Consider the following 22993-nt stretch of genomic DNA (forward strand, 5'->3'; position numbering starts at 1 on the left):
CGCTACACCCTGAGCGCGACCATTGACAACGACAGCAAGGCAGGCGCCACGCTGACGGAATTTGATGACAGCGTGACCATTGCGGTGAACGGGGTGAGTGGCACCAGTGGCAGCGACCAGCTCATCGTGCGCATCGTGGATGACGTGCCGGTTCAACCTGTAGAGCTGAATACCCGGGTAGAAGAGTTTTCTAACCCTGGTACCAATCTGATGATCATATTGGATACCTCGGGCAGTATGGACTTCGATGCAGAGGCACCTGGATTTGCTACCCGGATGGCCGTTGCCAGGGCCTCCATCCTGCAGTTGATCAACGATTATGATGACTTGGGCAATGTGATGGTGCGTCTGGTGGGGTTTGCCAGTACGGCGACCACCAACTTCCTCGGCTCGGGGGATATCTGGTTGACGGCAGCTCAGGCACTGGATGTGATCGATGACATTACCGATACCTTGGGTAACGGCGGCACTGATTATGATGATGCTTTGATCAAGGCGATGGCGGCATATGATTCGGCAGGGAAGATCATCGGCGGACAGAGCGTGCTCTATTTCCTCTCCGATGGTGAGCCTACCGAAAGCACCAGCTGGCCCGGTGTGATCGGGACGGGAAACAACGGTATCAATGCGGCTGAACAGACTGCTTGGCAGAATTTCCTGACCAACAATGATGTCCAGGCCTATGCCTTGGGGATGGGGGGCGGGGCGACGGCGCCAGCATTGGAGCCTATTTCCTACAACGGCGCTACGGGAACAGATCAGCCTGCCATCATAGTGACGGACCTGAGCCAGTTGGCCAGCACCCTCTCGGGGACTGTACAAGTGCCAACTACGGGCAACCTGCTGATCGATGCTGGGGTGGCCTTTGGTGCGGACGGTCCTGCCGCCTTGCCCATTACCAGTATTTCCCACGATGCCGATGGTAACCCGGCGACACCGGATGTTATCTACACCACGGCTTATTCCGGCTATAACGCTACTACCCATGTGCTGACTATTCCGACTCATGGGGGGGGCACTCTCTCGGTCAATTTGTTAACCGGGGCTTACAGTTACAGCCTGTCGCTGGATGTGGCCAATGACTACACCGAAACCTTCCGTTACACCATCAGCGATGCCGATGGGGATGTGAAGACAGGGGTGTTGAATATGATCACCACGGATTCCAGTGAGGTCACCGTCTATGACAACAGCAATGAGGCGCTGGTGTATCAGATCATGGTACCTGGGGTTACGACCCCTACAACCTTGGCGGATTTCCAGACGACGACCAATGGGAGCGGTACAGGATATAACCCCTGGATATATGACACGTCTGGCACCGGTACCAGCGTGATCGATTTGGGGTCAAGCACTATCGCTACGGCGGTTGCAGGTAATGGAGACAAGTGGGTCGTCAGTACCTTAAACAGCTCAACGTTAGATGGCAGCGTAAACGGTGGTGTATTGCTACTGGTCGACTCGAATGATGATGGCGCAGGGGCAGCGCAGCTTTTGACCCCGGAGTTTGTCACGAGTTCGACACTGGCGACAACGCTAAGCTTCCAGTACGACAGAGACAATGTGAATAATAGCGATACAGTGACTTGGAACCTCTACAAGTTTGATGGTGCTAACTGGATTCAGCTTTCCGGTGCAGGTTTGAGTGGCAATCTGTCTAGCAACCCCGCTTCAATGACAACGGTCACAACAGCAACACTGGATGCAAACACTCGTTATCGGGTCTATTTCTCGGTCAATGATGGTTCTGGAAACAGTGACTCAACCTTGCAACTGGACAATATCAGACTCAACATCACAGCCGCCGCCACCGCCGCCATTGCCATCATGGCTGCTCAGGGCAATGTGCTGACCGACCCCAATCACAACCCGTACAGCAGCGATCCCTGGGGGGCGGTAGATGCTCTGGGCAGCGAGAACGCTGTGCTCAAGATCTGGAATGGCAGCAGTTATACTTCTGTTACCACCAGTCAGACGGTTGCCGGGCTCTATGGTTCCCTCGAGATCCACAGTGATGGTGCCTATACCTACACTCCGCTCTCGAACCTGAGTAATGTCGGCCAATCTGATGTCTTCACCTATCAGGTCATGCAAAACGATGGTGATCAGGACACCGCCCAGCTGACCATCAACATTGGAGCCACAGCTGCCGCTGTGCCGACTCCGATAGAAGGGACCGGTGCTGATAACAACCTTAACGGAACGGCAGGCGATGATGTGCTGTTGGGTTATGGCGGTAATGACACCATTCATGGCAATGGGGGTCATGACCACATAGAAGGGGGCGCTGGGAACGATACCCTGTATGGCGATGCAGGCAATGATGCCCTGTTGGGAGGGGTGGGTACCGATATCCTGGATGGCGGCATCGGCAACGATACGCTGATCGGTGGCCTGGGTCCAGATACCCTGACCGGTGGCGCCGGGCACGATACCTTCAAGTGGCTGGCTGGCGAGGCCGATGGCAGCATCGACAAGATAGCCGACTTCACTCTGGGGTTGAGTGGCAGCAATGCCAACAGCGATGTGCTGGACTTGTCCCAGTTGCTGGTCGATGTGCCTGCCAGCGCCAACAACAGTGTCTTGGCCGGTACGCTCAACAGTTATCTGACCTTTGATACGGCAAATAACACGCTGACCATAGATACCAATGGTGGTACTGCTGGCGGGGATCAGTTGACTGTGCTCTTCCAGAATGCACCTAGCTTCTCATCTGGATCCAACCAGGACATCATCAAGCAACTGCTCGATGATGGTAACCTCAAGGTGGATCCACATCCGTAGACAGCATGTACAGAGGGCGGGCTTGCCTGCCCTCTGTTGCTGACACGGGAAGGACGTTAAGATAGGCAACATTGACGTAGTGAGGAAGATATGGGGCCATTCAACTGGGTCGACATCGATGGCATTCGCTATAGCTGGGACGGGCAGGACAACATCGTCTGCTCCGGCCGCTTTGGCTATCAGGCCGCGATGACGGGTGACAAGCTCAATGGTCTGGAGCTGGAGAGTGAGGATGGCGATGTGGCGGGGCTGCTCAATGTGGACTTTGCCGCTTCCTGCATCAGCTTCACGCCGGCAGAGGATGCTCCCTTGCCTCACATGGTGGTGCTGGTTGGCCATGAGTGGGGGCAGCAGGAGTACTCACTGCAGAGCCTGAGCGACAGCTCCTTGCAGGGACTGCTCAGCCATGGTGAAGAGCTTGACTGGAGTAGCCTGGCGGTGGTGACGGCTTCCGAGCCGAGCATGCCATCCCAGGGTCACGTTCTGTCGTGGGATTCATTCCATTTCGAGGATGAGTCCCTGCTCGGGGCCGAAGTTCCGTCGTCAGTGATCGCGAGCCATGGCAATCCCCTTGGAGGAGAGATCAGCATCAACATCGACATGACCAATCAGGTGCTGGAGCAGATCCCTCCATTGCACGATATATGAATCCCAATCGACGACGTGCATAATGACCTCCATCTAATCGATGGAGGTTTTTTTCTATGTGGCGTCCCCTTCTTACCCTGTCTGCGCTCGTTGTCAGTGCCCCGCTGCTTGCCATCGAGGTGCCCCAGGCTCCCCATCTGGTGGTCAGCGGCTACGCGGAGCAGAAGGCTGAGCCCGACATGCTGACGCTCAACGTCGCCGTGACCGCCCTGGAGAAACAGGGCATCAAGGCCAAGCAACAGGTGGATACCAAGGTTGCCGCCTTCTTTGGTCAACTGGAGAGCCTCGGCATCAAGCGCAGCGATGTGGAGGCCGGCAATCTGGTGATCTCCCCCGAGTACCAGTATCCGCAGAACAAGCAGCCCGAGATGGTGGGCTATCGTGCCCAGCGCCAGCTGGCGGTCAAACTCTACCAGCTCGACAAGCTGAGCCAGCTGATGGACACCGCCCTCAAGGCGGGTCTGGAATCCGTTTCCCAGATTGAGTACGGCCTCAAGTCGCCACAGGTCATCAAGGAGCAGGCGCGTCTTGGTGCTGTGGCAGATGCCACCAGCAAGGCGGAATCCCTGGCCAAGGCCTTTGGCATGAAGCTTGGCAAGGTGTACAGCGTCGAGTATCGCAACAGCTCCCCCATGCCGGTCTATAGCCGAGCCATGAAGGCTGCAGCGGCCCCTGCCGCCGACATGGCGGAGAACAGCTACCAACAGCAGCAGATCAGCATCACGGACAACGTGGAAGCCGTCTTCCTGCTGGAATGATGGACCCTTCAACCGGCCCTGATCTCTCCAAACCCGAGGCTTCTGCCTCGGGTTTGTCGTTATGGAGGCCCTGATCATGGAAGCTGAATGGCAACGCCCAGAGGACGCTCTTATCTGGGCAGGCCCGGGGCAGGGGAGTGATGGACGACTTCGCCCATGCCAGGGGATCTGACGCATAAAAAAATGCCGGTCACTGACCGGCTTTTTTTATATCTATCACCGTCCAGAGTAATCTATTAAACCATTGACTTATCGATGGATAGTACCTAGTTTTAGTCTATTGGTGTCCACTCAAAATGACCGTCATCCGGCGGAAAAGTGGGGGGATGGATGGGGGGACAGAATTTATTCCACCCACTGGGTAGGAGGATGGCATGGGAAAGCTCAACCCCAAGCAAGTGGAGAATTTGGTCGCAGCCGGCACCTATGAAGACGGCGATGGTTTGCGGTTGGAGGTCAAACTTAGTGGCTCCAAATCATGGACGTTTCGCTATCAGCTGGATGGCCGGCGCCGTGAGATGGGGCTGGGCAAATTCCCGGCCGTGTCCCTGAAATTGGCCCGTCAGCTTGCCGCCGACGCGCGCAAGCAGTTGAGCATAGGAATCGACCCCTTAGCGGCCCGTGATGCACAGCGCGCCGCTCAGCGCGAGGCGGAACGCCAAGCTGCAGCACGTCGAATAAACTTCCAACAATTAGCCTTGGACTATCATGCCGCCCATGGCGCTTCGTGGTCTGAAAAATGGAGCAAAGGCTGGCTACGCAAGCTGGAGCTGCACGCCTTTCCCGTCATTGGCCAACTGTCGGCTGATACCATCCAGACGGAGCAGGTCCTGAAAGTGCTGCGTCCGATTTGGGCAGATAAGACCCGCACCGCTGATGAAGTCCGCGGCCAGATTGAGAAAATCCTGGATGCCGCCAAGGCCCGAGGCTTACGTGAAGGGGACAACCCCGCCCGCTGGCGTGGCCACCTGGACAATCTGCTGAGCGCAGCCGACAAAAAGAGGGCGCTTCAGCGTCAGCACTTCCCGGCTTTGGATTGGCGAGCACTTCCCAAACTAATGACAGTGCTATCGCAGTTGTCCAGCCGTGAAGCTGTGGCGGCCCGTCTGCTGATCCTGACTGGCGCCCGCACCAAAATGATCCGCCTCGCCCAGTGGTCGGAATTTGACTGGGAGGCCGGGGTGTGGTCGCTGTCAGCCGGACGCATGAAGAAGCGTAAACCGTTCACTATTCCCCTGGCTCGGGAAGTGATGTCCATGCTGCAGGGCATGGAGCGGATGGAAGGCAGTCCCTATCTGTTTCCCGGCCAGGGCAAGAGTGGCGCGATGCATGGCAATGCAATGCGCGAGCTGCTGCACGGATTGGGTTACACCGAAATTACCCGGCACGGTTTTCGTTCCACCTTCCGGGATTGGGCCAATGAGCGTACCCACTACCCGCGCGAAATTTGCGAGTTGGCACTGGCTCACGATAAGCGCGACCAGACCGAAGCCGCCTATTCCCGGTCGGACTTTTTGGAAAAGCGCCGGTCAGTAATGGCAGACTGGGCTCGCTATGCCACCACTCCACCAGCCGAGAATGTGCTAGTAGGAGGATTCGGACAAGCATGAAAATGGCACCTAACGAAGCGCAACCCATGCGCCCATACCAACTCGGAGATAGGCTCACCCTCAACGAGGCGGCTACCCTGCTTGCAAAGCGAGACCAACGTTCGGGCGAAACCCTGCGCCAGGGTATAGATCGCTGGCGTAAACGGATCAAGTATGGAGTGACAACCAACAAGCTGGTAAGGGTAGAAAAACGAATCACAATCGAAGATCTGGCTGTTTGGGCACGTCAGCTGAAGGTCAGTGGTGCGGACTGGTCAGCCAAGCTCACCGATCTGCCCCGTCCAACCCTGCTTGATGTTGTCGAAGATGCAGCAAGGGCCAGCGATGAGACGCAGGGACTTCGTCTTCCCGAGCACCTTGAGGAGTGCCACAAGGAGATCCGAAGGCTTCATCAGGAAATGAGGTCGCTGAAGCAACGACTCGTTGCCAGCGAACATGAGGCTGACCAGCTACGCGAACCGGCGCAGAAGTACAGGGATAATTGCGAGAAGAATCGACGGTCTGCACTGCGACGCCGGAGCCAGCGTTAGTGCTTACCCATACCACCTAACCTCCCTTTCCCCAATGCCTCAGCCCCAAGAGCTCGATACCCCTGGGGCTTTTTGATCGCAAAGCCAGGGTGCTTTGCGTGTTGATGGACACCTACGCCATCAGCTCCTCACCTGGCGATTGTCCGGCCACTGTAAAGACAACTCCCACCCTTCCCATGCCGCGCTTGATGAATGTCATTGTTCGTTACCACCGTACCAATCCAGAACGCCAACGTCCCCGATGACTTTGGCACGGAGGAGTGTGACTTACACGTGTTGGAGCCCCCCTACAGCTGAGCTGAACAAGGGGAAGGTGGCCTGCCGCTACCAATAGCTCAGGCCGAATTACGTCGCTAGGGGATATCAATATGTAGAGAAAATAACTTAGCGTTGCAGCTCATTTTTCTCTACTTATAATGAAGAAGCTAAGTCCACTCAGCCCTATCGGGCACTAAGGAGATTTAGCAATGTCTACTCATTCCCCCACCCCCGAGCGCCGCATCATGCGGCTTCCGCAGGTCAAGACCGCCACTGGTTTCGGTCGCGCCTGGATTTACGAGCTGATGAAGCGTGGCGAGTTCCCCCAAGCTCGCAAGATCGGTACCCGTGCCATTGGCTGGGATTCTGATGAGGTCCAGCAGTGGGTATCCCAGCGGTTGGATGGGGGCAACTAACATGCGCCCCTTCCAAAACATGCTGCAGTGCAGCGAGGCTAACGACAGCCAGCGCTGCCTGTGCCCACCACTCCACACCTGGTCTCTGAACAGCTGGCAAGCCCAACGCAAGGCCACCAAAGACCATCACACCTGGATGTGTCACGCCTTGCAGCAGCAGCGTGCCCGGCAGGGAAGGGGTACGTTTGAATACCACTACATCAACGAGTTGAACATGATTAACCGTCTGGTGTTGGGGATGGAGAGTAAGCAGTGGCTTACCGCGCGGGGGCTGGCGGGGGAGCTGCGCCAGCATCTGACGTCGTATCAGCTTGAGCAAATTACCTTTCTGGAGCGTAGCAACGCCATCCTTCTGGCTGCCAACATGCCCTTCCTTGAACGCAAAGCATCCTTGGCAACGCTGTTGGCACTCGGTTTCGATCCGAAGCGTGATGAGCGTTGGGGGGGCCTCACCTCGCCTGACGCTGGGGCATAAATCATGGTGCGTAATGGGTCAACAGTTGACGACCTGGACCCACCACCTCATCACAAACGTCTCCTAATGACCCCCTCTGGCAATGACCCTCATACCATGGCCAATTACCGCGAATTAGCCCCCAAAAAAGCCTATCTGTCGCATGGCATTAGTTGCGGTAATCCCGCCATGCTAATCCCGCCACAAAAAATGGCGTATTTCCAGCAATGGCGCGGTCTGGCTGGACGCTCACATCGTCAGAAAAAGGCGGTTTTTTATAATATCTATAAGGGGGTTTATCCAGTTAGAGACCTTAATACAGTTGTCATTCACGGGCGGCTCCTGCCGTGGGTGGCGACGCATGTTTGAGGACGGTGGGTTGCCGTCATCGGTGGTGGCCAACCTGACAGGTGAGGCCAAGCGCAAACAGGGCGAGCGTTATGACTATGTGACGCATCGGAACGAATACCCATTTGCAGGAATGAACTACCCGATCAACTCGACCAAGTCGGGCTGCTATACCCTGATCCTGCAGAGAACCATCGAGCAACTCACTGCCATGGTCGACCTTTATCGGCGGGTGCTATTTGTCCGGTTTGATCTTCACCATCTCCAGCCAGAGGCCACCAGTGAACGTGTCAGCGCGTTCATTGAGGCCGCTCGCAAACATGCTCAGCGTCGCTACCAAACGCGGCATATGGGGTTCCTGTGGGTGAGGGAGCAGGAAAAAGCTCAGCGTCAGCATTACCACCTGGTCCTGATGCTGGACGGTGACAAGATAAGGTATTCGTCCAAATTGCTTGCAGAGCTGGGGGAGATTTGGGCGCGCATGGGGGGAACAGCCTCAATACCTAAGAAGCCGTACATCTTCATCGACAAGCCAGCGTTGGTGGCGGACGCAGTCTACCGGGCCAGCTACCTTGCCAAGGCGAGGGGCAAGGGGTTCCGACCAGACGGTGCCCGTGATTTTGGATGTTCGCGCATTAAGTCAAGGGCTCCTTAACCGTTCTTAGGGAGTGGTCACCCCTGTAGGGGCTGCGGTGGAATTTATCTCTTGCGATGATGATTGCGCCAGGTGCAATCCGATGGTAGGCAGCGGTGGAGGAAAAAGCAGGTCCGACTGTGTCCAATCCATTTTCTATTTTGGGCTAGTTGGACGTGGCCATCAGTACCGGGCGAGGTAGTCGAGATGGTAGATCCGTGAAGTTTGGGAGGATACCCAATGAATGAGCTGATGAAAATGGGCGCAGATCCGGTGATGAGCAGTGTGGAAATTGCGGAGCTGACTGGTAAGCGGCATGACCATGTGTTGGTCGATATCCGCAAGATGCTGGTTGAAATTCAATCTCCCGAGAAAGCGGGAGATTACAAAGACAGGATGGGACGTATCCAACCGTGTCTGATGTTGGATAAAGAGGAGACCCTTTGCCTGGTTGCTGGCTACAACACCGACCTGCGCATGCGGATCATTCGCCGCTGGCAGCAATTGGAGCAGCGGAGCCCCAAGGTCCCGCAGACCATGCCCGAGGCGTTACGGCTGGCTGCTGAGTTGGCCGAGCAGAATATCGCACTGGAGCAGAAGGTGGCTGAGGATGCCCCGAAGGTGGTGTTCGCTGACTTGGTAGCTGGGGAAGACAAGGGGATTCTCCTCGGCACCTTTGCCAAGACGGTGGGCATCGGCCCGAATCGCATCTTTGCGCTGCTGCGTGAGATGGGGATCCTGATGACGGGCAAAATCCAGAAGAACTTGCCCTACCAAGAGTATCAGGACCGGGGTTATTTTACGGTGGTTCAGTCAACCGTCCTGGTAAAGGGGAAGACTTGGCTGAGGTTTACGCCCCGGCTCACCGGCAAGGGACAGCAGTGGCTGATCAAGAAGTTGTTGGATAGTGGCCATCTGAAAGCGGTGGCAGTGTAACGCATGGCTACACCGCTGCATGCGGCAACCTGTAACAAGGTCAGCAGTGCTGAAGGTACTCAATTTAGTTCTGCATTGGATGACCAATAACGAAGACGTGGAGTATGCCGAGCAACAGTAGATGCAAGAGCCCGCAAAGCTTCAATTATCAGATTTGGAACCCTGTAAAAAACAGGTAATTAACAGAGCGCTACAGTATCAAATTACGGTTTCGTGGTCGTAGCATGAGCAGTCAACGTCAAGCGTCGGGAGCGTAGTAATGAAGTATCAACCTGGGAAATCGGGTAATGCTGCTGGCCGCCCCAAAGGCGCACTGGGCAAGCGCAGCCAGTTGCCGGATAACCTCGTCGCCGAAGCACTGCAGCAGTTACGGGCGGCCGTTGAGGCTGGCGAGATGCAAGCTGTGAAGCTGGTCATTGAGCGGGCCTATCCTGCGCTCAAGCCCGTGACGCCTGAGCACTCCATTGATGCTGAATTGTTAGAGCTCAAGATCCGCAGCCTGCGTGACGTTGAAGAGCGGGTGGCAAAGCTGGAAGCGTCGTTACTGTCAGGGGGAAAGTATGACCAGCCGTAACATTTCAGGCCGCCTGGCTCGTCTCGAGCAGTGCGTTGATCCGGATAAGCAATTGAAAGTTGTGAGTCAGGTGAGTTTCGTAGCACTGGTTGATGGCGATGACCCCCGGTGCGGTACCTGGAACATCTGTATGCAAGAAAAAACAGCAACCTCATCGTTCACAGGGATCGAGTTTTATGGCCGGGACCTTGCTCATATTGAGGCACTTAGAGACGAGTACCGGCAACAACAGGCGACTGATGGCGCCAAAGTAGAGCAATAATTTCATCGCTGCATCCCGCACTGCAATCTCGTTCGGGACGAAGGGGTCGGAGGTTCGAATCCTCTCACACCGACCAAATTCAACAAGGGCTTAGCTTCGGCTAGGCCCTTGTGCTTTTCCGGTCCCCCAGTTCTGTGGGGCATTTGTGGGGCATTTTTCTCGATACCCCTTTTCTCACCCTTCATCTAAGGCCCATCTTGGGTGACTCACGCCGGACGACTTCCTTCCTCAGTGCCAGCGCAATAGATCCGTTCCCGCTCGAATTTTGAGCTTATATCCATTCCATGCCCCCCTCCGTATTCATTATTAGGCGCAACGGTTTTCGGGTTGCGCTGGCCATTTACCTAGATGTCAGCAAGGCTTAGGTTTGAGACCACAGCGATACACCGCTGGTGCCATTGCAGTACACTGTGAGCAATCATGAATCAAGTGGTAAGACCGAAATGAAAAAAGGGGTGTTGGCGCGGCTTGTGGACTGGGTTAGGGGGGCACAATCTCAGGTGACAAATTGGGAAAATGTGCCCCTTGCCCAAGTGCAGAAGGCCGCTAAGCAAGGTCATGCCGAGGCACAATTCCACCTCGGCATGATGTATGGCAACGGCAAGAGGGTTGCACAGGACTACCAGCAGGCGTTGGCCTGGGTTTATAAGGCGGCCGAACAGGGTCATGCCCATGCGCAGTACAACCTAGGGGCGATGTATGGCATGGGCTTATGGGGGGCTGATGACTCCACACAGGCGCTGCCCTGGTTGCTTAAGGCGGCAACGCAGAACCATGCTGACGCGCAAATCCTCCTCGGTGAGATGTACGCGCAGGGCATACGTGTGGCGCAGGACGACCAGCAGGCGGTAGCTTGGTATCGCAAGGCTGCCGAACAGGGTAATGCCAATGCTCAATACAACCTCGGTTGGATGTACTCGACTGGCCGGGGAGTGGCACAGGACGATCAGCAGGCGCTGGACTGGACCCGCAAGGCGGCCGAACAAGGTCATGCCGAGGCGCTTGTGTCGTTACGCAGAACGGCCGAACAAGGTAATGCCCGAGCGCAACTCAATCTCGGCGTGATGTATGCGACTGGCCAGGGGGTGGAGCAGGACGACCAGCAGGCGCTGGACTGGACCCGCAAGGCGGCCGAACAGGGTAATGTCCTAGCGCAATACAACCTTGGCCGGATGTACTCGACTGGCCAGGGGGTGGAGCAGGACGACCAGCAGGCGGTGGCCTGGTATCGCAAGGCTGCTGAGCAGGGTGATGTCGAGGCGCAATTCAATCTCGGCGTAAGGTACGGGGATGGTCAAGGGGTAGAGCAGGATGACCAGCAGGCGGTGGCTTGGACCCATAAGGCGGCCGAACAGGGTCATGCCATGGCACAAAGTAACCTCGGCCTGATGTACGAGCGTGGCCAAGGGGTAGCACAGGACGATCAGCAGGCGCTGGCCTGGACCCGTAAGGCGGCCGAACAAGGTAATGCCCAGGCGCAATTCAACCTAGGCATCAGGTACGCGAATGGCGACGTAGTGGAACAGGATGATCAGCAGGCGGTGGCTTGGTATCTCAAGGCTGCTGAGCAGGGATATGCTAATGCACAATTCAATCTTGGCTGGGCTTACTTGAATGGCCATGGAGTAACGGAGGATAGGCAGCAGGCGCTGGCCTGGTACAGCAAGGCTGCCGAGCAGGGCCATGCCGATGCACAATCTATGCTAGGGGTGATGTATGGCATAGCGCAGGATGATAGGCGGGCATACTTCTGGAGTTCAGTGGCAGCTGCTAATGGGTCTGCCGATGCGGTTATAAACCGTGACCTCTCTGCCAAGCGTTTGCCGCCAGCGGTCTTGGAAGAAGTAGAGGTACTGATTGGCGAGTATGTTGAGCAGTACCGACCTCGGTAGTAACCCATCAACTAGTGCGGATAAGGGGCGTTACGATAAACCGGCGCCCCTTTTCGCTACCTGCTCAACTAAGATGGCTCAAAATGTGTACCTTCTGAGCCATTCGGCTAGCCCCTCGAAACATATGGCTCAAAACCGCTGTTTTCCTATGAGCTACACCTACATTTAGAGCCATAGATAATGAGCCAAGCCAAGGGACATATCGTGGCGGTAATCTGGTATCTCATGCCAACTTTGAAGACTGACCGGTACTAAGGTGTGAATCCGTGCATTGAGTGTCGTTTGATGGAGCTTAAATAAGCGAAGTGCAATTTTGAAAAATGCCAAAATACTATGGTGATACAGCTTTACTCTGGAGTCCTTGGTGGCGATGTGAACTCAGCCGTGATTCAATCGAGTTTTCTTAGATATACTCCTGTCAATTAGCATCGATAAATTACTAGAAATCTGCCTCTTAAATTGACCAATTGACTGACTGATTTCATCCGCTGTTTGAAGAGGTAGGTATCCTTTCCTGCCAACGAGCCAATAAACGGATGGTTGCAGAAGTTCTAGGGGGAAATTGTTACGCTGAAAAACTCCAAAAACTGATCATCTAAGCGCACGCCTCAACACACGGTGATACGCCCAAGCATGGAAATGCCTGTCATGAATCAATTCGATGTGGCAACAAAACCACCGATCATATTCTGTGTACGGAATGCCCATAGTCACAAGGCTTCAAGCGCTCTCTGTGGCGATGGAGGTAGCCAATGACCATCCTCGTTTACGGTGAGAAGGCCAGCCGCACTCATGAAAACCAGATGCTCCACGTTTTTCTGGATCGACTCGAAGACCGTTGGGCAAACAGCACCGACTGGATTATTACGATTGCAAACGCGATGTGGAATGGCGCGGAAATTGACCTGGTCTGTATCTTGCCGTCAGCAATCATCGTGGCCGATTTCAAGTGCTATGGCGGCAAGCTGACTGGCACCGAGAACGGTCCCTGGCAAGCTGATGGCGTGATAGTCAAAGGCGGACGGAAGGCCAACCCCTACCAACAACTGCGCGACAACAAGTTCTCCGTTCTGGATTGGCTGCAATCAAAGACGATGCTGCCTGGACGCAACCTCGGCCATATTTCTGCTGGCGTCATATTTTCAGGCAGGATTGAAGATCAGTTGGAACTTCCATCCAAGGTTCGTTCCTGGTTCTACCCAACGGATTTGGTCAACAGCACGGTCATGCTCGATGGTCTTTCCTCACCTGCATTGAGGGTTGCTCGAGACGAAGCGCTGGAGATTGTCCGCAGGCTGGGCGTTCAGCCTATTGAATGGACTTCCAGTCGCCTACAGGTCAGAGATATTCATTCGAGTTCGGTTCAACCCCAAACGCGCGCCCCGCTGACCGGGCATCAACGCGAGGCTTTGCAGACCCTATGCAGCTTTGTCGCCACCGACGATTTGGATAGTTTTTCAGTGCTGGGCATGACTTCGACTGGCAAGAGCCGGTTGCTGATCGAGGTAGTGGAGGAAGTCAAGAAAGCCGGTAAACAGTTCATCGTACTGGAACCTAACCGACGTCTTGCCGATGGGGCCGAGCTGGAGTCGAACAGCATCTATGGCCATCTCTACACTGGTAGAGTGAACGGCGATGATGAATTGGAAAGTGCGGCAGAGCAGAAGAAGCTCAAAGTCATTCCCTTGAGGGAATGCGATGATGAGTCCGACTGCGTCTACCTTCTTGATGACGCCCACTTGTTGGGTAACTCAAGATTTTCCACCCCCGACGGCAAGCAATATGGGAGCGGACAGTTGCTGTCGGATTTCTTCGACTTTGCCCATCTCGGGAATGGCAAGCGCAAGGTTGTTTTCTTTGGTGATCCCTACCAGATCCAACGCGGCAGCGCGGAGGAATCAGTGCTTTCTGGTGATTTTCAGAAAGCACGTGGACTGAAGCACCAGTCGCTAGAGCTGACCCAACTGATCGACACTACCGGTGGCTCGGCCAAACTGGCCAATGCGGTCAAGTTGGTGTCGGCAATAGGGATGCAGAAGTTCGCTGTGCTGGAGCTGTCGACAGACGACGGCTTTAGGATTGTCGAAAAGAAAGATGCAGCTAACGAGATCCTGGAGCACTTTCGTGCTGACCCAAGTTCCGTTTGGTATTTGGCCGAGACGCACGGCCAAGCCAATGCACTGACGCAATGGGTTCGGGAGCGCTTGCACGGAAAAAATTCGTTGAACCTCCTAGAGGTCGGTGACCTGCTAGAAATATATGTCAGCCCGGATGTGCGCGACGCATTCGGCTTACGCCTGGCCTTGCAATCCGGTGGACGCCGCGCAGTCGCGAGTGTGGGCAAGCGTACCTTGTACCAACAAGCTTTGAGCTGGGTAAAAAGTGGCCCGGTCAAGTTCCATTCCGTCAAATGTGGGCTCCATGGTCGAGATGAGGCCGAACTCGATGTATTCGAGGAGTTCCTGAGGGCGGAAAAACCGGAGTTGGACAAAGAGACTGCAGTAGCTGAAAGCGTTTGGCGAAACGCCGTAAAGCGGGCCCGAGAGAAAGCGTTCGATGGGAAACAGGCTCCACTACAGGGAATAGAGGGACCGTCACCACCACCGCCCGCAACAGATTTCACCTACGCGCGCTATGGCTATGCCTCCACAGTTCACCATGCACAAGGTATGTCGCTGCCGATTTGTTACGTGAATTGCGATCATGCCACTGGCCGGCACTCTGAAGGATTCTTCCGATGGCTGTACTCGGCGCTCACAGTCGCCGAACGTGAGCTGGTTTTATTGAATTTCACCGACATCCACCCATTTGATGCTGCTGTCTGGAATGCGGGGGCTGTCAAGGTAGCCACCGATATCGCAGTAGGTGCAGGCTGGGTATTCCAGCCCAACGGAATCGCGTCCGAAAGAGACCAGCAACGTAGCCTGCCTGAGGGACTTGACCAATCGAAAGATGTTCTCAAGTCCGTAGCAATTTGGCTCCGTATCGTCAATGCGGCAGAGGGGTTGGGCTGGCGGGTCGTAAAGGCGGCCTGTCACCCTTACCAGGAGCAATACGATCTTGCTGGACCGCAAGGCGAACAATGCCAACTGCGGATCGCCTACAACGGAAAGAATGTCGTCACCGCCATGCATGCGAAGGATCTAGCACATTGGTCCTTTCTTACCGACTTAGCTAGCGCGTGCGTTGCTACAAATGGGTACTCATATGAGGTTTTGTTATTGCTTCGGTCTGCTCGTTCCCGTTTGGAGCGGATTGGCTGGAAGATCGTATCCGCCGCCGAAACCCCTTACCGTTTAGCGATCACAGTTGTTCGCAACCAAGATGAGCTGCTCGGTCTTGAGATCAACTTCGATAAGCAGGGCCTGGTTTCTAGCTTGCGCCCGCTGTCGTGCAGCAACCTCGAGTCAGTTGAAACAATAAGGTCGATTTTGCAATGACATGGGCGGATGTACAAGCGCTCCGGAAATCGGGGCGTTTCCAGGAGGCGATCGACCTCGGTCTTCAAGATCTTGCCAATGATCCTGACGACTTCAAACTAAGGACACAGATTGATTGGGCTTTCTATGGCCTCGTCAAGACGCTAGTTTCCACGGTGGGTGCAAAGCTGAAGGCTTCGCAGCCCGTCCCAGTGCAGACCATTAGCCAAATCCATAAGGAACTTCGCCGATTCGCAAAACAGCCGAAACGTCGCCCAGACAATGCACTTTCCAACATCCTTCGAGAGGTCTGCAAAATTGCACCGCATTTTCAAACCTTTCCAGGGTTCATTCGATGGGTTGGTAACGATGGTTTAGGCACGGAAGATTGGCAATACAGCCAGCGTGATGAGAATCGCTACCCACCGATCGCACTTGGCGTAGCACGTGCTTTGGTAAAATGGGTCAAGGCCTTCCCCGACGCCACGCCAGAAGACATTGATCTTGCACTTGAGTGGATAGACCGAATTCGGCCTGTCGCTGAGGGTGATGATGCTCTTTGGCTGGATTGGGACAAGGTTTTTTTACTGAGACGCATTCATCGACACGCGGAGGCCACTGGCATTCTTGGCTCCGTGATCAAGGCCAAGAGAAGTGAATTCTGGGTATGGGCAGAGGCCGCACGCTTATACGCTGAGGACCAGCCAGAACTCGCGCTCGCGTGCGCCTGCCGCGCACTGGAATGTGGCTCTGATCCCAAATTCACCGTCAATGTTCATCGTGAACTTGCACAGATGTTGGCAGAGCGAGGGGATTTCTCTCAGGCAAGTAGTGAGCTCGTCACTGCCATCAACATTCGGCAGGAACAAGGTTGGGGAATCGACAAGGAGCTTCAAGAGCTGATCAGCAGCAGTTGGTATGATCCGTCAGCACCCGAAGCAGAGAATCCCAAAGATTTCTACGCACGGCACTCCCAGGAAGCGTTGGTGCTGTGCTTCGATTCGGTGGAGGTGAGGTCTGCAACCTATCTAGGCGTGATCGTGCCACATCAGCAAAAGGAAGCGCCACCTGGTAGAAAGGTCAGGCCCCTTTCGAGGTTTTCTGTGCGAGCGAACGGCGGTGCCTCGGTCAGTATCGTTGGACCGGGTGCGCGTGTCTCTTCCTTTAAGATTGGCGACCCCGTAACTCTCGTTGTTGGGAAGCAGCTGGCGAACAATCGCGAGGATATAGTTCAAATTGCGCCGCGTCCGGAAGGATCTACGTGGGACTGCACAGATGCCGGATCTGGCGTCGTCTCGCGCGTGGCATCAGAAGAAAAGCGTACGAAGATTTTCATTAATCGCGATATAGAAGTTGGCGTCGTCAACAGTGCCTGGATCGGATCTCAACCTCCATCGTTAGGCTTGGGCGTTTCTTTTCGGACCACACTAAACCAAAAGACGGGTCGAACGGAAATCTTTGCCGTTGCCCCAGGCCCGCGTCAGGATGTGGACGTACGGGTGGCGAATGGTCACCTGAGGCGGAACGCCAAAGGATTCGCATTTATCGACGATAGCTTTGTTCCTTCTTACCTAGTTAGTTGTATTCCCGTGGATGTTAATGACGTAGCCGCAGTATTGGTCTATGCCAAGCATCCCAAAGAAGACCGATATGGGTGGCGTGCTGTGGCACTTAGCGCTGTTTTGTCAACCAGCAGCAAACATGACCAAGGTTAGCTGAATGATTTCATTCGCAAATAGTAGATGCCATTTCCGGCTTCAACCCCGCCCTCGGCCATAGCGTTTTGATAGCGATAGAAAGTATCGCAGGACCTTTCAGACAAGACTGCTGCGGTGCTAATTCCATTCAACGGGAATATGGGCGGCAGGAATATACAAGTGCAGATCGTTTGCAATAGACACATAAAAATCCGGAACCAGTCATTGGTTCCGGATTTTCCTACAGTGAAAGGAGCGGTCAATAGACCTTTAACTGATCAGCATTGCGACAGAGCCGACCTTATGTCACTCCATTATCATTCGATAGAAACGAAAATTTGTGTGTTTTCTTTGTCAGCCGCTGCAACTCTACAATGTATTCTCTCAATAAGCTCTTCACCAAGAGAATCAGCATAGAAATCGAATTTCAGTCGATAACTCTTCTCACTGCGGTCCGCCTCCCAATATGAAAGCCCCTGATCAAACTGAATAGTCAGTCGTTTGCCGGAATTAAGCTGAAGCTGTAGCTGTCGGTAGTGGGGTAAGGAGTGGAGGCTGAGCACTTCCCCCTCTAGACCACAGTATTCCAATGCTTGGCGGATGGCCTCATCCCGCTCTTGAGACGAGGGCCAATCATGACGACATTGCCAAGGTGCCCGATTGTCGATCTTCTGATATTGACGCCCCATAACCCTGATATCGAAACTTGAACTGCAGCGGACTCCCAGCTCATGGATCACATTAACCACATGATTCACAACTAGTGGGTTGCATACATAACGGTCTGTATAGGTGACTTCGGTGATGTGGTCTTTGCCCTCAAATATGTCATTAAGAAGAAGACCTGATTCATTTCTAAGGTGGTCCCAGAACCTGCCAGCAAAACCGTTGAGAGTGCCGTCTAGCTGATCGGCTATCTCAATCTTGATAAGCTCGGGAGACTTGTCTGGCATCAGCTCGTTAGTATTTAGTTCGCGGCTTATCGGCAAATCAGGTGGGCAACCGCGAACAATCTGCGAGCCAGCAGACGCTAGATCCCAGACATGCCCTGGAGTAACCAGATCAATATTATTGCTGGCCCATGCTAGGTTAGCTTGTGGTCCCTGTACTGTGATGTTTAGTGTTAGTTCTCCAAGGGCGGGAATGCCTTTGTGCAAACATAACCCAATTCCATTAAAGGCCAGTTTTGCTAACCATTCTTTCTGATCTGTTGGCAAGGATTCGAAGGTGCTTTCGAGAAAATGCAATTGCACTTGGTGTCCGGCACGCTCCCAGCTATGTAATTGATGTCGCATTCGGCGAGCAACGGCAAGATCCCACTCCTCGGCGGGAGCAAGGAGGTAGACTGCGATGGTCTTGGGGCTGTTATCCTGCGTGATGGTTCTTTCAACTGCTTCATGCAAGGTTGTAATTTCGGCTTGGCTATGTGGCCCAAATACTTGAAGGGGGGCAGGCAGTGCCAAGCCGGTCAGCCAGGTCTTATTTATCCACTCCAAGGCCGCATGGCGATTAAGACGGTCAGCTTCAAAACGTGTATCAAAGCTGAGCAAGCAGTGCTGGCAAGCATGCGAGCAGTTGCAACTGTTCAGACGTTCAATAACCCGTTGCCACAAGTTTGCGTCATTCAACTGTTCCGCAGCCAGTGTGGTGTAGCCACCACTACGCAAATCAAACACGCGAATTGCTTTAGCGGTTTGGCCCTCTACGCGGATTGGATGGCAGTCACAGCCAAGTTCTTCAGTTTGAATACCAAGTGAAGAGGCAATGGCTTCTCGCAACGCGACAGCAATTGAATAGCCAGTGACATCATCATTGAGAAACTCTCCGCTCAATGGATCTCGTAGTACTAGTTCCAGTGCATCAGTCAGGCTGTCATGACCCAGATGGATATTCTGCTTAATCTTCCAACTGTTGTTGCTGCCGGGGCAGATGTTCTCGCCATTATCGTTCTTACCACCGCGCAGCCTTCGATGTTGGGCCTTTTCGCGGAAAATGGCTGGCAGATACTGTTCATTGGCCGCAGCAGAGGAATCAGGATAACTCAACATAGGTTCGGTCTTGCCACACTCGAGACAGATGGCGAACCCCTTCTGGTTAGCTCCGGAACAGTAGTGAAACAGTTGAGACTGTTGGCTCGCACGAAACATACCGAGCGCCGGATTGGCTAGATAGATCCAGCTAGCAGGCACATTCAGCCAAGGTGCTTTAACCGGTATATATTGCAGTCGGCTGATGTCGTTGTGGGGATCATCAAAGAAGTCCACTGCAAACCCGGCAGGCACCAAGTATTCATGGATCTGATCGTGTTCAATCGGGTATCCACATTCTTGACAGTTGAGTTCCAGACTAGGGTTGATGGCCGTATCACTGGCCCCACAGTGCCCACAACGCCAAGCCTTCTTGAAAAGCTGTAGTTCCCTGACGTTTTCGGTAGAGGCAGGAGCGTGCCAGTTCAGGGTGATGCCAGATGATTTGTACACCAAGCCATCCATGACCAGCTCGGCACCGGGAGCATATTCACGCAGTCCGGTAATTCGATCTCGGGAGGCAAGTGAACGATAGCGGGCTCGATTGTCTTCCCGTTGGCCCTTTTCATCCAGCTTCAAGGTCTGCATACAGCGATTATCAAAACTGACAATATCTGTCGGAAAACCATAACCTGGCAAGAAACGCTTATCGGCCAGCTCGCTAAGAAGATATTCATTTTCTATCCGGTTCAGTTGCGCGTCCATGGCTCGATAGGCGGCGGCTTTCTTGTCTTCGACTTGCTGCAGTTGCGACCGACTTGCTTCATGTTCCTGCAACCATGACTGTGTAATCTCAACAACTCGATTACTTGCTCGTTTTAACAGTTCTGATTGTGGAGTTGAATTGAGAATGCTACGCCGGGTAATGTCCTTGATCGCTTGAGAGATAAGAGCATCGGTTCCTAGCGCCTGACTCTCACACCACAGAGCGAAGCGTTTGGAAAGAGACATAGGCATCCCGTTATCAAGGAAGAAAGCCCCTGAAGTCATCAACTTGATCTCTTCGGCAGCGATAACGTGCTTCAGCCAATGAGATAATAACCAAGCGTTGATATGGCGTTGTATCAGTTCAGGGCTTTGCAGTGACACCTTGGGCATACGCATCGCTGTGGTAAATGGCCAAAGAGGGTTATTGAATACGCTTTGGTCATGAGGGGTATTTTTACAAATAGCAAGTGCCAAAGATCTCCCTTCACGGCGTCGGCCTGCTCGACCAGCCCGTTGCAAGTAGTTAGCAGGGTGAGGAGGTACGTTATTCATTGCTACTACGCTGATACCACCAATATCTACACCCATTTCCATGGTGGTTGAACAGCTTAGTAAATTCAGTTTTCCGGCTTTGAATTGATCCTCGTATTTATCCAGTTTATTTTTTGGTTGCTGGGCGGAATGTTCTGCCGCACAGAAGTAATTCCCGCCTTCGTTGATCAAATCTGAAACATCAGACCAAAGCGCACTCTCGCGTAATTTTTGTATTTCTGGTTGGTTATTAAGCCAATCGCGGATGCCCAGCAAGCCTTGATCACCAGAAGTATGCAGGAGTGATTCAGGAGGCCTCGGCATTGTGTAAGGCACCACTTTCACAACCATCTCCCGATCGGTGCGAGGTGTATAGGGGCTTAGCCCTTCGAACGGAGTATCAATAAATCGCCTTGATACCGGACAGAAATAGACCTCATGGGGCAGCCGGAAGCTTATTTCCCTCAAGTCGAGCTGATAACCATCACCGGAAGAGATCAACATTTTTGCGTGCTGGGTGAGTGCAACCCATGCCTCGTTCAGAATCGAATCTATCTGATCCTGGTGCAAAGTGGGAGACCAATTAAACGCCTTGCAGAGCAACAGAATTGCTCGTGATTGAACACCGTTGACGGTGTTGACGGTCGGCCATCGCGTATAGCGTCCGGACAGCTTTTCAGTTTTACCTTGTTGAACGGGGGGGGATACCCACTTGGGGCGGATTCGTGCGCCAATCAGGGATTGCCAGCGTCTATCTATATTCAGGATAGTGTTTTCACGAACGAAGAAGTCCAGTAGTACCTTCAGATAATTACGCCAAGACTCGATAGACTGCTCTTTAGTTAAGCGTGCAGGCCAAGTCATGGGGGTGCTGGTGATGCTCGCCAGCTTGGGATAACAAACCTGCACCAGTCCTAGTGTTTCCAGGCTGTTGGCGCGTTTGGGACGACGATAAAACTCACGGGCCATTAGCATCCCAGCCAGGGCAATACTGTCCTGTTTGCCGAAAGTATTTGGTGCCAGGCCGTTATAGTAGTCCAACATACCCATTTGCAGTTCTGGAGTGCCCGCAAGATGATTCACCATGTCCGTCCAACTAATTTCTGGTCGCGTGGTGGCGTCCCTCTTTTTTTCTTGTAAGCGTTTTAACTCTTTATCTTCATAACGCCCCAAATCTCGCTTGGCTTGAAACTGCAGTAATTCTTGAAGATCAAGTAAATCCTCTTCTGTGAGTGCATTGGTTGGCTGTGCTTGCAATAACCTGTGTGTAGTGGTCAACTAAAACCGGACACTTGGTTAGGCCGATCCTCGGCTTTTGCTGGCGCGATCCCGTCATTGTGTTGATGTGGACGCCGCCAGTTGTAGTAATCCATCAGGTAATAGCTGATATCCCGCTTCGCCTCCCGCAGGTTCATATATCCCGTTGTCGGGAGCCACTCTGACTTCAGGCTCCTGAACAGCCGCTCCATCGGCGCGTTATCCCAGCAGTTGCCACGCCGACTCATGCTCTGGGTCATGCGATAGCGCCACAGTCGTTGCCGAAATGCCCGACTGCCATATTGGCTGCCCTGGTCGGAGTGAAACAGCACACCGGATGGGCAACCCCGCTGCTGATAGGCCATCTCCAGTGCTTTGATGGCCAGCTCTGCATCAGGCTTGTCAGACATCGCCCAGCCCACGACCCGCCGGGTATGCAGGTCGAGCACTGCGGCCAGGTAATACCAACGACCCGCGGCCCAGACATAGGTGATATCGCCACACCACACCTGATTGGGTTGCTGGACATCAAATTCACGGGCCAGCAGATTGGGAATATCCGGTCGCTCAGACCGGGCGACCTGATAGCGATGAGCGCCCGGTTGCTTGGATACCAGACCGGCTTCTTTCATCAGACTGCGCACTTTGAATCGGCCAATCTGATGCCCCAGCTCTCGCATCATCGACATCAAGGCGCGGCTGCCCGCTGAGTTCCGGCTTTCTTTGAACAAACGGCGCAACTCGCTGCGTTGCTGCATCCGCTCACGGTTAATCGTCCGCTTGCGGGCCAGATAGTCGTAAAAACAGGATGTTGGAACATCGAAAGCGCAGCAGAGCAGAGTGATGGGGGCTTGCTCTCTTAATCGGTCTATCAGCGCGTACGAGTGAACTCGTCCGTCATCAAGAGAGCCGTAGCCTTTTTTAGAATGTCCTTTTCGCGCTCGAGCCGGTTGATGCGGGCTTCCAGCTCCTGGATTTTCTGCTGCTCCGGGGTCAGCGCTTTGCCGATAGGGGTGGTGCCGGTTCGTTCAGATTGAAGCTGCTGAACCCATCGGCGAAGTATGGTTTCACCGACATCCAGTGAACGGCTGGCTTCGGGGACAGAGTATCCCTGGTCGAGCACCAGGGATGCGGCTTCGAGTTTGAATTCAGCAGTAAATGAGCGACGTAATCTTGTCATTGAACACCTCAAGTCATGGTGGCGACTGTACCACCTAAAACGGTGTCCGGGATGATTAGACCACTACAGT

General features: G+C 54.0%; 17 protein-coding genes. 15 read left to right on the forward strand and 2 right to left on the reverse strand.

Annotated features, from left to right (window positions below; all coding sequences use genetic code 11):
- From AB5Y91_RS10485 to AB5Y91_RS10555, 15 genes are all read left to right on the forward strand, one after another.
- Positions 1-2784: VWA domain-containing protein (locus AB5Y91_RS10485; protein WP_368169749.1), on the forward strand; the 2784-nt coding region annotated here is incomplete at its 5' end.
- A gap of 90 nt (positions 2785-2874) precedes the next feature.
- Positions 2875-3432 carry a hypothetical protein gene (locus AB5Y91_RS10490; protein WP_368169750.1) on the forward strand — a complete coding sequence of 186 codons (558 nt, stop codon included), beginning with the start codon at positions 2875-2877 and terminating at the stop codon, positions 3430-3432.
- 56 nt (positions 3433-3488) lie between these two features.
- Positions 3489-4190, forward strand: a complete 702-nt coding sequence (locus AB5Y91_RS10495) for an SIMPL domain-containing protein (protein WP_139744668.1) — start codon at positions 3489-3491, stop codon at positions 4188-4190.
- 374 nt (positions 4191-4564) lie between these two features.
- On the forward strand, positions 4565-5800 hold the full coding sequence (locus tag AB5Y91_RS10500) for a tyrosine-type recombinase/integrase (protein ID WP_368169751.1): 1236 nt from the start codon (positions 4565-4567) through the stop codon (positions 5798-5800).
- Positions 5797-6330, forward strand: coding sequence for a hypothetical protein (locus AB5Y91_RS10505; RefSeq protein WP_368169752.1), 534 nt, complete (start codon positions 5797-5799; stop codon positions 6328-6330). The genes AB5Y91_RS10500 and AB5Y91_RS10505 overlap by 4 nt, the downstream gene beginning before the upstream one ends.
- A 467-nt stretch (positions 6331-6797) precedes the next feature.
- The gene (locus AB5Y91_RS10510) at positions 6798-7004 is read left to right on the forward strand and encodes an AlpA family transcriptional regulator (RefSeq protein ID WP_045524334.1); all 207 of its coding nucleotides are present in this window, start codon (positions 6798-6800) and stop codon (positions 7002-7004) included.
- A gap of 1 nt (position 7005) precedes the next feature.
- Positions 7006-7479 carry a hypothetical protein gene (locus AB5Y91_RS10515; RefSeq protein WP_368169753.1) on the forward strand — a complete coding sequence of 158 codons (474 nt, stop codon included), beginning with the start codon at positions 7006-7008 and terminating at the stop codon, positions 7477-7479.
- Between the two features lie 96 nt (positions 7480-7575).
- A complete protein-coding gene (locus tag AB5Y91_RS10520; protein ID WP_368169754.1) occupies positions 7576-7827 on the forward strand; it encodes a hypothetical protein in 252 nt (83 codons plus the stop codon).
- Positions 7820-8461: an inovirus-type Gp2 protein gene (locus AB5Y91_RS10525; protein WP_368169755.1), complete on the forward strand. Its 642-nt coding sequence runs from the start codon at positions 7820-7822 to the stop codon at positions 8459-8461. The genes AB5Y91_RS10520 and AB5Y91_RS10525 overlap by 8 nt, the downstream gene beginning before the upstream one ends.
- A 219-nt stretch (positions 8462-8680) precedes the next feature.
- On the forward strand, positions 8681-9376 hold the full coding sequence (locus AB5Y91_RS10530; protein ID WP_368169756.1) for a phage antirepressor KilAC domain-containing protein: 696 nt from the start codon (positions 8681-8683) through the stop codon (positions 9374-9376).
- A 259-nt stretch (positions 9377-9635) separates the two neighbouring features.
- Positions 9636-9950: a hypothetical protein gene (locus AB5Y91_RS10535; RefSeq protein WP_368169757.1), complete on the forward strand. Its 315-nt coding sequence runs from the start codon at positions 9636-9638 to the stop codon at positions 9948-9950.
- Entirely contained in the window at positions 9937-10212 is a 276-nt protein-coding gene (locus tag AB5Y91_RS10540; protein WP_368169758.1) for a hypothetical protein, read from the forward strand. Before AB5Y91_RS10535 ends, AB5Y91_RS10540 begins: the two co-directional genes overlap by 14 nt.
- Before the next feature lie 392 nt (positions 10213-10604).
- On the forward strand, positions 10605-12104 hold the full coding sequence (locus AB5Y91_RS10545) for a tetratricopeptide repeat protein (RefSeq protein WP_368169759.1): 1500 nt from the start codon (positions 10605-10607) through the stop codon (positions 12102-12104).
- Positions 12105-12856: 752 nt separating this feature from the next.
- Positions 12857-15544, forward strand: coding sequence for an ATP-binding domain-containing protein (locus tag AB5Y91_RS10550; protein ID WP_368169760.1), 2688 nt, complete (start codon positions 12857-12859; stop codon positions 15542-15544).
- Positions 15541-17238 (forward strand): hypothetical protein, encoded by a 1698-nt coding sequence (locus AB5Y91_RS10555; protein ID WP_368169761.1) that lies wholly within the window; start codon positions 15541-15543, stop codon positions 17236-17238. Before AB5Y91_RS10550 ends, AB5Y91_RS10555 begins: the two co-directional genes overlap by 4 nt.
- 299 nt (positions 17239-17537) lie before the next feature.
- Here the strand turns inward: AB5Y91_RS10555 and AB5Y91_RS10560 are convergent, their stop codons facing one another.
- Positions 17538-21764 (reverse strand): helicase-related protein, encoded by a 4227-nt coding sequence (locus AB5Y91_RS10560; RefSeq protein WP_368169762.1) that lies wholly within the window; start codon positions 21762-21764, stop codon positions 17538-17540.
- Positions 21761-22923, reverse strand: a protein-coding gene (locus tag AB5Y91_RS10565) for an IS3 family transposase (RefSeq protein ID WP_158196725.1) whose coding sequence is annotated in 2 segments (ribosomal slippage) — positions 21761-22668 and positions 22668-22923 — 1164 coding nt in all. Because the reading frame shifts where the segments join, the coding sequence is not laid out codon by codon here. The genes AB5Y91_RS10560 and AB5Y91_RS10565 overlap by 4 nt, the downstream gene beginning before the upstream one ends.
- Positions 22924-22993: the final 70 nt, after the last annotated feature.

The organism is Aeromonas sp. R4-3, from assembly GCF_040908275.1.
GTDB classification, from domain to species: domain Bacteria; phylum Pseudomonadota; class Gammaproteobacteria; order Enterobacterales; family Aeromonadaceae; genus Aeromonas; species Aeromonas rivipollensis.